Below are 13,355 nucleotides of genomic sequence, written 5' to 3'. Positions count from 1 at the left end.
TCCTTTGAGGCAAATCAATACCGGCTCCGAACCAGCCGCAGCAGAGTGCCAGGAACGCACCGGGCCTCTGGGCCGCGGCGCGTTCGGCGTCGCAACTTTAGTCGCCACGATGCGCACGTGCGACGTCAATGATTAGCTATGGACAGTTCTTGCATCGTCAATCTAGTCTCGCGGCAACGGTATCCGCCGCCTCTGCAGAAAGAATCGACGCAGTGAGGTTTTATGTGCTTCTCGGCCGAGGCGAGCTTTACGGCGGCGGCGCTACTCATTCCGTCAGGCGCACTCAGCATCCAGAGGGCCTATCGTACCGACCGCCGCTACGCACTGGTCTGTGCGCTGCCTTTGTTGTTCGGCCTGCAACAGCTCTTGGAGGGGTTCGTCTGGACCAGCGGCGCAAGTGGCGATCTCGATCTCGTCAAATTCTACGCTGTCGGCTACATGTTCTTCTCGTGGCTGGCTTGGCCGATATGGGTTCCATTCTCGATCTATTTCCTCGAGCCGGCGCGCCGAAAGCCGCTCTATCTTGTCTTCGCGATCGCCGGCGCAATACTCGGCGCCGGCCAGTATCTTCCCTATTTCGTTCATAGCAACTGGCTCAGCGTACAGTTCCTCGATTCAGCGATCATGTATGATGGGGTCGAACTGTTTGATTTCTTGTTCGCTCGTGAACTCACCTATGCCATCTATCTCACGCTCATCATCCTGCCGCTTCTTCTTTCGACCAGGGGTGAGGTCAGGGTCTTTGGAGCGCTCGTAGCGATTGTCGCCGCCATTACGTACCTGTTTTTCCGTTTCGCCTACATATCGGTGTTCTGCTTCGGTGGTGCTTTGATGTCGTTTTACCTCGTCGCCATGATCTTCTGGATCGATCGGCGTCGGCAGAGAGATGCACCCCTTTCCGTCGCGATCGACACTGACTAACCGGACCTCGCTGACGGCAAATCCATGCACGGCCGTGGCAACATTTTAATCGTGTCGGCGCAAGGCCAATTGGATTGCCGCCGAAGAGTTCATTAGGGCTCGGCAGACTATTTTGGCGTTCATGAACGCCAAGGGCCAGTTCGTTACGCCGCACAAAATTCAGCCCACACAAAATTCAGCTCACAAGAGCGGGCTCATCAAACGCGCTAAATTCTCGCACACTTTTATGCCGACGAAACGGTCCCGCCACAGGGGAAGCGTTAGCAAGTCGCTGCTCGCAAAGGTGCGTTCCTGCTCCAAGCGAAGCCGAGCGGTCACGTCTTTGTCATAAAAGATAAGACTGACCTCGGCATTCAGCAGGAACGAGCGAATATCGACGTTGCTCGACCCGATCAGCATGATTTCGCCATCAATGCTGAAGTGTTTCGCATGCAGCAAGCGGCTTCGATAAAGGTGAAGTCGAATGCCGGCTTCAAGCAGTTCCTCATAGTAGGAGCGCTGCGCAAAACCGACGAGGACCTGATCCACCCGGCGTGATACCACCAGATGGACGTCGACGCCGCGTAACACGGCAGTCTGGAGCGCCCGCAGCATCGCCTCATCCGGGATAAAATATGGGGTTGTAATGACCACCCGCTCCCGGGCGCCGTGGATAAGGCCGACCATAAGGTTTTCCACCCCAGCGGTTGGATAATCGGGTCCACTGGGCAGGACTTGCGCGACCATGCCTGAGCCAGGATGGTGGTGGGGGAAGAGATCCGCGATATTGAGAACCTGTTCGGTTTCCAAGAACCAATCTGCGGCGAAGACTGCTTGCAGCTCGAGGACGACCGGACCAGTTACGCGCGCGACGAGCTCCTCGTTAGTCACATTGGCATCGACAATATTCTGGGAGCCGGCGTAGCCAATCCGGCTGTCAATCACGAAAATCTTCCTGTGGTTGCGCAAATCGGCTCGCGCGGTTCTACGACGTAACAGTCCGACTGGCAGCGCCAAGTGAGCGGTTACGCCCCCGGCAATGAGAGCCTCAAGAACCCGTCGCGCCCACTGCCGCGAACCGAGAGCATCGATGAGAACTCGGCACGTGACGCCTCGCCGTACCGCGCCAACAAGGGCTTTGATCACTCTCCTGCCGGTATCATCGTCTGCAAAAATGTAGACGACCAGGTGCACATGATCCTGGGCAGCGTCGATATCCGCAATGAGTCTGTCGATGAGACCGTTGTAGTCGCTGAGAAGTTCCGCATTGTTGCCGGCCAGCGTGGGAAATTGACCGAGGTTCTTGATCAGGGTGGCAGCCTGAACCAGATTGCTCGGGAGTATAGGTGGGCGACAAGCTTCTAGACGGGATATCTGGTGGGTCGCGCGCTCAAGGATTGTGTGCAATCGGGCGAAGCGCATGCGACGCCATCTTGGATAGCTCGGTCTGCCAATGAGGATGTAGAGCACAAGGGCTGGAACCGGCAAAAAGAAAACCAAAAGCAGCCAGCCCTTTGCGGCATCGGGTGACCGACGAAATGGTACGATCACCAACATGATCACCCGGATCGACCATTCGAAAAGAAGGTAGAACAGTGTCCAGAAACTGCCGATTTCGAAATACAAGGCTTCGGACAAAATCCACGTCCATGTCAGAGCTAGTTCCGGTAAACCGGATACAATTATAACGGTCTGATCGGGTCAAGCCGTGATATTTGGACCCAGAAATGAAGCCAAATCAGCATGGATTCCGTGGCCGAGGACTCAACCTGTCGTCCAGATCTCCTTTGCGCGCCCACGCGATCAACTAGAAAACGAAATCGAGGTGGCCGCGACAGGTCAAGATCGCGTTGCGGCGGAAAATAGTTGGCCGGGCACGCGACGTCGCTACGGGGCTATCGCGCCGATCTGTTCGGCGAGCCGCGCCACGCCGGCTTGCCCTGATCAAACAGGTATTAGCGAGGTCTACGCCCGGGCATTTAGCTGCGCTGCCCATCAGGCAAAGGTTGTTCTCCTTGGCGATGCCCGCCACGGTGCCGGCCTCGCTAATAATTCAACAATGGTGGCGATGCCGCCGATCTCCGGTCGGCCGCGCCTCACCATCATGTGCAGCGTGTTCTGCCATCGGTGCCGAAACATCGCCGGACGCAGTTTCGTGATCGGGCGCGATTTGAGGAACAACAGAGCTGCGACGGGCCACGTTAGCGTCGTCGGCCAGTGAGGCGTGAGGAAGGGCGGCCGGCCCCAAGGCCCCGGAAACCTCGCCCTCTGTCTGTCTGCTCAATCGATCTGCCGGAACCGCGGGGTCAGGATCGTGACCGTTGCCATGAGCGGACCCATGTCCGTGCCGATGCCCGAAAAAGTGCATGGCGAACATACCAAAGGCGAACACGATCCAAATCCAATTATTTCCAAGCCAAGTCATCACGTCACTCCTTTGCAGCGACTGTCACAGAGGCGCTTCGAGTCAGGGCACGTTCGTCTCTGCAGCCGACCTGCGGACGCTTGCTTGCTCGCTCGGTCTTGGCGCGGACCACTTCAATCGCCTCGTCACATTATCGTTCGGGGCCAGCTCGACTGACGGCTCTATGCTGCCGCAGGCGGCGTCAGCCCTTGAGTCCTAGCGGCGTCGATCACCGAAGAGCTGCATCATCAGAAGGAACAGGTTGAGGAAGTCGAGGTACAGCGCCAGCGCGCCCATGATTGCTTTTTTCCCGGCGACCGCCGCATCCTCGCCCTCGATGTAGATCTCCTTGATCCGTTGCGTGTCCCAAGCAGTGAGGCCGACGAAGACGAGGACACCGATAATCGAGATCGCGAACTGCAGCGCCGAAGAGGCGAGGAAGATGTTGACGAGGCTAGCGATGACTATGCCGATCAGTCCCATGAACAGGAAAGAGCCGAAGCGGGAGAGGTCGCTCCGAGTCGTGTAGCCGTAAAGACTCATAGCGCCAAAGGTTGCGGCGGCGATGAAGAATACCCGCGTGATGCTTGCGCCAGTATAGATGAGAAAGATGCCGGAGAGCGACAGACCCACGAGCCCCGCATAGGCCCAGAAGGTCAGTTGTGCCGTACCCAGGCTCATGCGCTCGATGCGGAAGCTCAAAAGCATAACGAGAGCCAAGGGGGCCAGCAGCACTATCCAAATAAAGGCCGTGCCAGCGATAGCTTGATACAAGCCACTCGCAGCCGCGCCGTAGGCGACAACTCCGGTCAGAAGAAGTCCGCCGGCCATGTAGTTGTAAACGCCCAGCATATACGCGCGCAGACCCGCGTCGATCGCTGGTTGTCCGACAGAGGTTGGAGCTGTGGCGTGGGAGGCATGTTGGTCGACCATGACGATTCTTCTTTGCATTTTGAGGTCGAGAACTTCCGGTTCTGCGCGGCTAGAGCGCTCGCTCCGACCTAAGATGACTGGAACTATCTGCACTCTAAAGAGCCACGCGTCGGCCAGCTTTGATCTCAATCAATGTGCAGGGGATGCTGTCGCGCACGTCGGAAAACTTCCCGACGTAGCTTTTCCGGTTCCTACCCGCCATGCGGCAATTGACCGACACAAGTGCGGCGCTGCCCTCGCCCTGGCGGCATCGGTCGGAACGCTGCCGGGCGTGTCCCTTGGCTTGCGCATGCGGCGCACCTACGCGCACCTGCCAGGCTCCCTCCGCGAGCTTTCGCCATCTCCATCCGTCGTGCACCAGCTCAAGCGTGCGCGGTGGGAGGCGTGGATTCCATACTCGCGAACCGCCGTTGTTGGCCCGCGACCGCACGAGTTGTTGCTGGCGGCCTATCGCACTGTCTATCGGGAAGCCTTCACCCGACGAGTCACTAATTGGGACGGCTTTGGCTGGATCGCAGGCGACATGTCGCCGAATCTGCATCCAGAGGCCATTCGCGGGATACCGCCGATCTGGACGGGATCGAGGACGCGGCGCGCTGTGGCGGCCGTCCGCGCCGACGCCAGCGGCGCAGCGGCGCTCTTCGCCGAGCTGGCCGTTCATGTCGATCGGCTCTACCCCTTCGCGGCGATTGCGATGGCAGTACGGCCGGCAACAACGGTGGCGCTCGACGCCGAGGGGCAGGCCGCACGCCGAGGAGGGGATAGCGCTCGCCTGGGTGGATGGCACGCGCATCTTTGCCTGGCACTTCGGCTGGGTTCACCCGAAGTGCTCGACCGGGACCGGCCGATCACGCGTCGGCGCATCGACCGCAAAATGAATCCGGATCGGCGCTGGGTGCTGATCGAGCGCCATGGGCTGGGGAGCTATCTGGTGGAAGCCGGCGCCGCCGAGATCCAGCGCGACGACTGCGGCCAACTCCACCGTCTCGCGCGACGCCTGAGCGATCCGATCCTGGCTGTGCCGGTGATGAACCATACGCCCGAGCCGGACGGCAGTGTCCGCGAGTTCTGGCTACCCGTTCCGCCGACGATGGCCACGGCGCGCCAGGCCGTTGCCTGGACCTTCAATCTGCCCGCTGAGGAGTATGACCCGGTCGCGCAGTCATAAGGCGAATGGGACCGCTTTCTGCATCGCGCGGATATCCGGATCCTGATCTTTGATCTTCGTCAAAGACACGCGGGGCCTAGGCGTTGCCAAGTGTGCGATGGATGGCCGCGACCCTTGCGGCAGATAGGAGATCGTCATGAAGAACGAGCATTTGCAGGACTGGGTGGACCTTGTGCTCGGTCTCCGGGTGATCCTCTCTCCGTGGGCGATCGCGCATGTTCGCGCATGTTATGGTGAGCCCCTGCGAATCTTGGCGGCGTGACGCGTAACGGAAGTGAGGAAGTGGAATCAGCACATCGTTGGAGTCGCCGTTGTGATCTTGGCCGCCGTTGCGCTCTTCGCGTTCAAGTCATGGGAGGAATGGCTCAACGTTGCGCTGGGCGCCTGGCTGCTGGTGTCGCCTGGGTGCTGGGATCAAGCACGTCCGCGGACTTGATGTGGAATGCCGTGATCATCGGCGTTCTCGTCCTCGGCTTGGCGGGCTGGGTTCCTCGCCGAAGAACAGGGCCCACGGCAGATACAGGGCCCGAAGCAGATGGCGAAGTAGCGGACGCGGATCGCGCGTTGGCTTGGGGGGCGAGTGGTGGGGTCGCGTTCGGTCATGAAGCACAAATCTAAATAACGGGAGCACTGTCATGCGCTTGTCCATTTTTCTTGCCGCGGCGGTGGGGGTGGGGATAGGTCTGGTGGCGACGGCAGCTGCCTCCGCGGCCGACGTGGAAGGTCTCCCCGGGGCGCAGCCGCCCAAGGAGCAGATCGCGCAGAAGTGCCTGGGCGATCTGCAGGCGTTCGAGGAACAGCTGTGGCGCGTTGGCTTCGGCGCGCTGCCACCCAGAGGCTACGGCGTCCCCGTGCCACCCGGTTACTCCGACTTCTATTTGTACGGGGTCGAGGCCACGCCGCGCAAAAAGATGCAAGCATTGCGCGACGCCGCGTACGTCTACGCTTTCGACGGCGACGAGCCGTCGTGCCAGCGCGAACTCGCTGCGATGCGCGCAGTCTATGACGAGCACCAGAAGCTGATTGGGGCGGAGAGCGACGATCCGAATGTGCGCACGGCCTGGCGGCGCGCTCACCTGGCAAGAGCTGAACCCGTCGCGAAGATGGATCATCTCATGCGGGCCGACGTCCTGATCGGTTCCGAGGTCCGGAACCTAAAGGACGAACGGCTCGGCGAGATTGCAGACTTCGTACTCAATCCGCAAAAGCGCGACATTCTCTATGTCCTGGTGTCCCGCGGCGGCTTTCTCGGCTTCGGCGGCAAGCTGGTGGCTGTGCGGTGGAACGATCTCCGCGCCACCGAGGATCATGAACTCTATGTGCTCGATGTCCCGCCGAAGACCATGGACAAGGCACCACCAGTGGACCGCAGAAACTTTGCAACGACCGCCAGTCGCGAATGGCAGCGCTCGCTGGACCAATATTGGGATCGCGCCTTGAAGTAAGATCCGCACGCCACTAGCCGGTTCAAGGCGCGGTTTCATCGGCCGCTCCCTTGATCCGCCGGACGCCGTGGCTTCGTCAGGGTCTTGTCTACCTTGTCCTTCTCCGCCGCCGTGAACTCGCGCGCATAGCCGCCTTGGCCCCGGGCGTCGACTCCGATGTCGACGAACTTCGCACCGAGGGATGCCGCCTCTTCCTTGGTTTCCGGGCGTACGTCGTAGCCTTCGACGACGGCGGCCAGCCGTTGCGCGGTTGCGAGCTCTTGCAGCCCAGCAACACCGAAGCCGATCACCAGGATGGTCGCAGGACGCAGTGAACCGACCGCCGTGGTCATGGGCCGTTCGACGGCGGCCAAGGCAGCGGCGTGGAAGGCACCCTTCAAGACGCGATCGATGTGCGCCAGCTTCAGCAGAGCTTAATTCGTCTTCTTCACAGCTTGCCGGACCTGGCAATGCCGCGGACAAGTCGAAAGGTGAACCAGAGCGCGAGGACATAAGCGAAGGCCGCCAGGGCAGGCATGTCGCCGAAAATACGCGGCCCTACGCTGTGCTGCATGAGCAGTGAGCCGGCAATATAGAGGCCCAGCGTGACAAGGCCGAGCGCGAGCCGGTTGCTGCCGCGGTCGATATGCTCGTTCAATCCCCTCAGCTCGCGCACGTGCAAGCTCAGGCCTAGACCATCGCCTTCCTGCACCAGTTGCCGGGTCCATGACCTGATCACCGTCGGCAGGTCGTGTGCCGCCGTGATGGCGTCGAGTTTCAGCCGGTCGAGCGCGCCCGTCCAGTCTGATTGCTCCATCGCACCTTTGAGCGCCTCAGGGCCTTTGGACTGCAGGTTTTCCAGCAACTGGAAATCGGGGTCGAGAATGCGCACGGTGTGTTCGGCAAGGAACATAGCGCGCATCAGGATGAGCAGGTCGAGAGGGACGAATATGTTCTGAGCCCGTCCTAGACGGGTCACCCGCAGGAACGCTTCAGCGAGAGACCAGTCCTTGAGCGGCAACGCGGCGTAGTCGGCAATGATCTCCGCCAGTCCGCGCCGGAATTCGTCTCTATTCATTTCGCCGCCCAGAACGCCAAGGTCGATGGCCGCGTCGAGGAGCCAGTCGGCATCCTGGCGAATGAAGGCGATGGTGAACGCGGCGAGCTTTCGGCGCGCCGCCGGATCAAGGAACCCGACCAGGCCGAAGTCGTGAAAGCAAATCCGCTTGTCCTGAGTGATGAAGAGATTGCCGGGATGCGGGTCACCATGGAACACGCCAAGAATGAATATCTGGTGCAGGTACGCATCCACAAAATCCTGTGCTAGCCGCGGACCAATGGACTTCACCGCCGGATCATCGATCCGCAGTCCACCGCTCCGCTCCTGGACGATAGCGGTCTCGCAAACGAGATCGTCGACTACGTCAGGCACGAGCAGAGTCGGCCACCCAGCGAAGGCCACCGCGAACCGTTTGATGTTCCGCGCTTCCCGGCGGAAATCGATCTCCTTGGAGAGGTTGCTCCAGATCTCGTCAATGATACGCAGAGGTTGATAGTGCCGTAGTCGTGGCAAGAGCATGAGGGCGACGCGCGTCAACAATGTGAGGGAACGCATGTCGCGGTCGATCTGCTGCTTGATGCCGGCACGACGAACCTTGATGATGACGTCCCGTCCGTCACGCAGCCGTGCCGTATGGACTTGCGCGATGGACGCCGCAGCGAGCGGAGTGGCATCGAATTCGGCAAACAACTCGCCGACGGAACGCCCCAGGCCGCGTTCGATCTCCTCGATTGCGTCCTTCGTCGGGAACGGCACCACGTGATCTTGAAGCGCCTGGAGGGCCACAATGTATGCGTCAGGGAGCACATCCCGACGCATGCTCAGCGCCTGGCCGAGTTTTATGAATGTTGTGCCCAGCCGTTCCAGGCTAAGAAGCAGCCGCTCGGGCGCCCGCGGAACCGATGAAGATATCCCGAGTCGGCCCAAGGCGCCGTCCCACACGAAGCGGAGCGCTTCTAACGTGATGCGGAAGAGTCGGAAAATAGGCATCAAAGCCATCCGAAGCGCATGAGATATTGTCAGCTTATCGCAAAGGGCCAAACATGCGAGTCGAGCTGTACGGTGGCTTTGGGGGCGGCGCGGCCATGCCAGAAAGCGGGGCCGCGCCGCCGGACTGTCAGCAGAGCATGTTCATGAATTGCCGGAGAAGACAGTGATCCCGTTCGGTCCCTTGCCGACAGGAATGGTCCGGACGACGGCCTGGGCGGCAGTATCAATCACTGAGACGCTGTCGTCCTTGATGTTCGTGATGTAAGCGTATCGTCCATCGTTGTCGATTGCGACGCCGTGTGCGCCGGCGCCGACGTCCAGCGTCTTCACGACTTTATTTCCGGCCACATCGATGATCGAGACCCTGTTATCGGGCTTGGCATCGCTGCCTTGATCGGCGACGTAGACGAACTGTCCGTCCGGCGTCGCATAGACTTGGATCGGGTTGCGGCCAACGGCGACTTTGGCCACCACCTGCCGCGTGGCGCGATCGATCACCGCAACGCTGTCCTCGTCCCGCAGGGAAACATAGACGCGTGTTCCGTCCGGCGTGAAGCCGACCTGAACCGGAGCCTTGCCAACCGGGATACGAGCCGACTCTGCCAGGCTCGCGACATCGATGACGGAAACCGATCCATCCTCTACGTTGGCGACGAACAATTCCTTCCCGTCGGGGCTGAGCCGGAGTCCATGCGGATAGCGGCCAGTCGGGATTGTCTTCGACACCTTAAGCGTAGACAGATCGACCACGGAAACAGTGTTCGATTCCGAATCGGTTACGAAGACCCGTTTCCCATCCCGGTCAGGAATGACATGGGCCAGATGGTGGCCGAAGTCGACCACCGCGATTGGCCCCTCGTCGATGGCGTCCAATTTTAGGACCGCCAAACGCCCACCGGGTTCCGACGTACTTCCGGCCATGGCCATCTTCATTTTGGTATCGGTGGCCTGGCCAGACATGGACATCTCGCTCTCCTGGCCGGTGCCGACGACAAAGACGAGCCTCGCCTGGGCGCTGACGTCGACATTGTGAGGCATCAGCGGCAAGGTCACTGACTGAACCTTGCCTGACTTGAGATCGATGCGACTGAGGCTCCCGCCTTCTTCGTTGGCGGTAAAGACCGAACCTGGGCCGAGATTCGGTTCCGCCGCCAGGGTTTGGGACAGGCCCACACCGGCAGCCGCCGCGATGGCAAGCCCGATAAACGCGCGCGAAAATACCGGCGCCGCGCGCGACGCCATATTGATCAGTGACATAACAATTCTCCACGTATTTCGGTTTTTTCGATAAGTGCCCGGAGGCGCAGTGACGAAGCCCTACGCGTGAAGAATGGGGGGCGGCAGCGGCGGCACAATAGCGAGCGAAACCAAAGAGCCGGCGGGGCCAGCCTGCGCCGTCTGGCCTGCAACGTTACGTGCGATGGGAGATGTCATTGGCGCCACAGCGCACAAGCCACAGCCTCCGGCGGTGCACCCTGCAACTTGGCCATAATCATGCTGCCCCCACGGATGGCCTCCCGGGGCGTACTGACCGAACGCACTGTTGCTGGCTTGGTCGAGAACCATATACTGTTCTGTCCGGTGCATAGGCCCGTTCTTGATCAGCCCATTATTGAGCACGCCTGTCAGTACGAGCACTGCCGCCAACACGGCGACGGCCAAGCGCCTTGTTCCAAATCTTGCTTTCCATTTTTCGAACGATCGCAGGATCATGACTTTCGGTTATCAACGTGCCCGTGAAGCCGACCCCTCGTCGAACGGCGTTGTCGGTCTCAGGCTTCAGATTGGATAATGGCCTCAAATGAGAGAGGCTTCTTTGTTGCAGAACAACGTTGGCGCAGAATTCGGATGGCAGGCGCTGCTTGTCACTGCCTGCCCTGCAAGGCCCTAGTGTTGGTAAGTGAAGCTGACCCGAGCGGGCGCGGGGCGTCCAGGGACACTTATGTCCACCAGGATATCATAGCGGTCATTGCCGGGCAGCGCGACGAAGCCGCCATAGGTTACCGTTCCGGCGATCGCCATGGGTTCAAGCTCCAGGCTGTTTTGCCCAACATGTCCTAGTCCCGATACGGTTGCGGTTACCTTGGCGTTCTCGATGCGCGCGCCCGTCGCGGCCTCGAAGACGGCGACGATCATGTGATATTCATGCGCACCGCGCGGGGCGCCGCCATGCATGGTAGCCTCCGGGTGGCTCTGGAGATGACCACGCACAATTGCCGCCGGCAAGACTCCCAGATAGACGCCCAACCCCTGCGTTACTTTATAGTTTTCATTCTCTTCGGCCAAAGCCGGGGTAAACCAAATGGCTGCGAACCAGAGCGCAGTCGCCAGAACCACGAAGAGGCCTCGCCACCATTCGGGCCTCGCCGCTACCGCCTGTGCTCCCCAAATCCGGCCAGGCGACACTGTCGCGATTGCGTCTCGCCTCGTGTAAAACATCGTCTTTCTCCTTGCTAAAGGAATGTTGCCGTGGGCAACGCCAGAGCCGCCCGGGCGGGCGGCTTGTGGTCCGCAGGAGTCGACCGGGAGTGGCCACGAGATAGCGGCGTCCACACAGATCCAGTATCCATCCAAGGGCTCCATCACGAGGTCGAGCCTATGGCGGCAAGACCTATGCCGATCTTCGGCGTCTTCCTGGGCATGTCGGTTCGCGTCAGCTTTTCGGCGACCGTGCGCAATTCCGCAGCGGAGAACGTCTCCTTCGCGAGCAACTCCGTTGCCGCCTGGGCGAGCAGGGCGCGATTGGTCGTCAGAACAGCAATCGCTTTTTGAAAGGCGCTGTCGATCAGCCCGCGCACAGCAGCATCAATGGCAGCGGCCGTCTCCTCGCCGTAACGGCGTGGGCGCCAATCGGCACCCTCAGGGCCTCCCAGAAGCGGGGCCGCCTCGGGCTCATAAGCGACCTGGCCCAGCGCCTCATCCATACCGAAGCGCACGACCATGCTTCGCGCGATTTCGGTGGCTTTGCCGAGATCATCGGCGGCGCCGGTCGATACCTCGTCGAAGATGAGGGTTTCCGCCGCCCGGCCGCCAAGCAGTACGGTCATGCGGTTCATGAGTTCAGCGCGATCCATCAAAAAGCGATCTTCGAGGGGTCTCTGAAGCGTATAGCCGAGTGCCGCGATGCCACGCGGGATGATCGAGACTTTCTGGACGGGATCGACGCCGGGCAAGGCCATCGCCACCAGGGCGTGGCCCATCTCGTGGTGGGCAACGATCTTTCGCTCGTGGGGATTGAGCAGTCGATTGCGCTTCTCAAGGCCAGCGATGATGCGCTCAATTGCCTGGGTGAAATCGTCAAGCGTCACGTTCTCGGCATCACGCCGCGTGGCCAGAAGAGCGGCCTCGTTCACGAGGTTGGCGAGATCGGCCCCCGTGAAGCCGGGCGTGAGCGCGGCGATGTCCTCGACAGGAACGCCCGAGGCGAGCTTGATCTTTTGCAAGTGCACCTGGAGAATGTCGACGCGCCCCTTTTTGTCCGGCCGGTCGACAAGCACTTGCCGATCGAAGCGGCCAGCGCGGAGCAGCGCCGGGTCGAGTATCTCGGGCCTGTTGGTCGCGGCAAGCAGCACGACGCCAACACTCGAATCGAAGCCGTCCATCTCGGTCAAGAGCTGATTCAAGGTCTGCTCCTTTTCGTCATGGCCGCCGCCGCCCAGGACAGAGCTGCCGCGGGCACGGCCGAGCGCATCGAGCTCGTCAATGAAGATGATGGCTGGTGCGTGCTGGCGCGCCTGCTCGAACAGGTCACGCACGCGGGCGGCACCCACGCCAACGAACATCTCGACAAACTCGGAGCCGGAGATCGAGAAGAAGGCAACACCCGCCTCCCCCGCGACAGCACGGGCAAGGAGCGTCTTGCCGGTGCCCGGGGGACCAACCAGCAGCACGCCCTTCGGTACGTGCGCGCCTAGCCTGCCATAGCTTTTCGGATCCTTGAGAAACGAGACGACCTCCTTGAGCTCGTCTTTCGCCTCATCCACACCCGCCGCATCGGCGAAGCTGGTCTTGATGTCCTTTTCGACAAAAACCTTGGCTTTGCTCTTGCCGATCGACATCATGCCGCCCATTCCGTGGCCGGCCATCGGCCGCACCAGGAACATCCAGAGCAGAACAAAGCCGAGGGTTGGTATCAGCCAGCCCAAGATGGTCTGAAGCAGGCCCGGAGCGGCCTCGCCAGAGAACGCCAGATTGCCTTTCCCTAGCGTCTGCGCGAGGCTCGGATCGACGCGGTTTGTGGCAAAGTGCGGAACGGCCTTGTCTGCCGGCGCTTTGTACGTGCCGGTGATCCGGTCGGGCCCGATCACGAGATCGGTGACCATGCCCTGGTCGGCGAGTTGCTGGAACTCGCTGTAGGGGATCGTCTTCGTGTGCGTGGGCTGGAACAGGAGGCCCTGAATCAGCACCACGGCGACAACGGCAATAACGATGTACCAGAAATTGATCTGGTGCTCGCGCTTGATCTCCATAGTCTTC

General features: G+C 60.7%; 12 protein-coding genes. 5 read left to right on the top strand and 7 right to left on the bottom strand.

The window, feature by feature from the left end:
• The first annotated feature begins 222 nt into the window (after positions 1 to 222).
• Entirely contained in the window at positions 223 to 921 is a 699-nt protein-coding gene (locus AC56QP_RS34355; protein ID WP_489861523.1) for a DUF6629 family protein, read from the top strand.
• Positions 922 to 1,101: 180 nt separating this feature from the next.
• Here the strand turns inward: AC56QP_RS34355 and cls are convergent, their stop codons facing one another.
• Positions 1,102 to 2,538, bottom strand: coding sequence for a cardiolipin synthase (cls, locus tag AC56QP_RS34350; RefSeq protein ID WP_489861524.1), 1,437 nt, complete (start codon positions 2,536 to 2,538; stop codon positions 1,102 to 1,104).
• 982 nt (positions 2,539 to 3,520) lie between these two features.
• Entirely contained in the window at positions 3,521 to 4,237 is a 717-nt protein-coding gene (locus AC56QP_RS34345; protein WP_269908207.1) for a Bax inhibitor-1/YccA family protein, read from the bottom strand.
• Between the two features lie 289 nt (positions 4,238 to 4,526).
• On the opposite strand from AC56QP_RS34345, the gene AC56QP_RS34340 reads away from it, so the two are divergent.
• From AC56QP_RS34340 to AC56QP_RS34325, 4 genes are all read left to right on the top strand, one after another.
• Positions 4,527 to 5,405 carry a DUF6745 domain-containing protein gene (locus AC56QP_RS34340; protein WP_489861525.1) on the top strand — a complete coding sequence of 293 codons (879 nt, stop codon included), beginning with the start codon at positions 4,527 to 4,529 and terminating at the stop codon, positions 5,403 to 5,405.
• 136 nt (positions 5,406 to 5,541) lie between these two features.
• Positions 5,542 to 5,667 (top strand): hypothetical protein, encoded by a 126-nt coding sequence (locus AC56QP_RS34335; protein ID WP_489861526.1) that lies wholly within the window; start codon positions 5,542 to 5,544, stop codon positions 5,665 to 5,667.
• A 12-nt stretch (positions 5,668 to 5,679) separates the two neighbouring features.
• Positions 5,680 to 5,841 (top strand): SPW repeat domain-containing protein, encoded by a 162-nt coding sequence (locus AC56QP_RS34330; protein ID WP_420107554.1) that lies wholly within the window; start codon positions 5,680 to 5,682, stop codon positions 5,839 to 5,841.
• 199 nt (positions 5,842 to 6,040) lie between these two features.
• Positions 6,041 to 6,850, top strand: coding sequence for a PRC-barrel domain-containing protein (locus AC56QP_RS34325; protein WP_489861528.1), 810 nt, complete (start codon positions 6,041 to 6,043; stop codon positions 6,848 to 6,850).
• Between the two features lie 35 nt (positions 6,851 to 6,885).
• On the opposite strand, the gene AC56QP_RS34320 is transcribed toward AC56QP_RS34325, so the two are convergent.
• The 5 genes from AC56QP_RS34320 to ftsH all read right to left on the bottom strand — a co-directional run bounded on the left by AC56QP_RS34320 (position 6,886) and on the right by ftsH (position 13,348).
• Entirely contained in the window at positions 6,886 to 7,203 is a 318-nt protein-coding gene (locus AC56QP_RS34320; RefSeq protein WP_497109059.1) for a hypothetical protein, read from the bottom strand.
• Positions 7,204 to 7,277: 74 nt separating this feature from the next.
• Positions 7,278 to 8,879, bottom strand: coding sequence for an ABC1 kinase family protein (locus AC56QP_RS34315; RefSeq protein WP_489861529.1), 1,602 nt, complete (start codon positions 8,877 to 8,879; stop codon positions 7,278 to 7,280).
• 141 nt (positions 8,880 to 9,020) lie between these two features.
• On the bottom strand, positions 9,021 to 10,121 hold the full coding sequence (locus tag AC56QP_RS34310) for a YncE family protein (protein ID WP_489861530.1): 1,101 nt from the start codon (positions 10,119 to 10,121) through the stop codon (positions 9,021 to 9,023).
• Between the two features lie 645 nt (positions 10,122 to 10,766).
• The gene (locus AC56QP_RS34305; protein WP_497109011.1) at positions 10,767 to 11,318 is read right to left on the bottom strand and encodes a hypothetical protein; all 552 of its coding nucleotides are present in this window, start codon (positions 11,316 to 11,318) and stop codon (positions 10,767 to 10,769) included.
• A 143-nt stretch (positions 11,319 to 11,461) separates the two neighbouring features.
• On the bottom strand, positions 11,462 to 13,348 hold the full coding sequence (ftsH, locus tag AC56QP_RS34300) for an ATP-dependent zinc metalloprotease FtsH (protein WP_489861532.1): 1,887 nt from the start codon (positions 13,346 to 13,348) through the stop codon (positions 11,462 to 11,464).
• Positions 13,349 to 13,355: the final 7 nt, after the last annotated feature.

This window comes from Mesorhizobium sp. RCAM 05104, from assembly GCF_059683645.1.
The sequence above is the reverse complement of the archived record's forward strand: the minus strand, read 5'-3'. Positions and strand labels throughout refer to the sequence as shown.

Coding starts and splice junctions, on each gene's coding strand:
- AC56QP_RS34340 (WP_489861525.1), top strand. CDS start 4,527: ATGCGGCGCACCTACGCGCACCTGCCAGGCTCCCTCCGCGAGCTTTCG.
- ftsH (WP_489861532.1), bottom strand. CDS start 13,348: ATGGAGATCAAGCGCGAGCACCAGATCAATTTCTGGTACATCGTTATT.
- AC56QP_RS34315 (WP_489861529.1), bottom strand. CDS start 8,879: ATGCCTATTTTCCGACTCTTCCGCATCACGTTAGAAGCGCTCCGCTTC.
- AC56QP_RS34335 (WP_489861526.1), top strand. CDS start 5,542: ATGAAGAACGAGCATTTGCAGGACTGGGTGGACCTTGTGCTCGGTCTC.
- AC56QP_RS34355 (WP_489861523.1), top strand. CDS start 223: ATGTGCTTCTCGGCCGAGGCGAGCTTTACGGCGGCGGCGCTACTCATT.
- AC56QP_RS34325 (WP_489861528.1), top strand. CDS start 6,041: ATGCGCTTGTCCATTTTTCTTGCCGCGGCGGTGGGGGTGGGGATAGGT.
- AC56QP_RS34345 (WP_269908207.1), bottom strand. CDS start 4,237: ATGGTCGACCAACATGCCTCCCACGCCACAGCTCCAACCTCTGTCGGA.
- AC56QP_RS34310 (WP_489861530.1), bottom strand. CDS start 10,121: ATGGCGTCGCGCGCGGCGCCGGTATTTTCGCGCGCGTTTATCGGGCTT.
- AC56QP_RS34305 (WP_497109011.1), bottom strand. CDS start 11,318: ATGTTTTACACGAGGCGAGACGCAATCGCGACAGTGTCGCCTGGCCGG.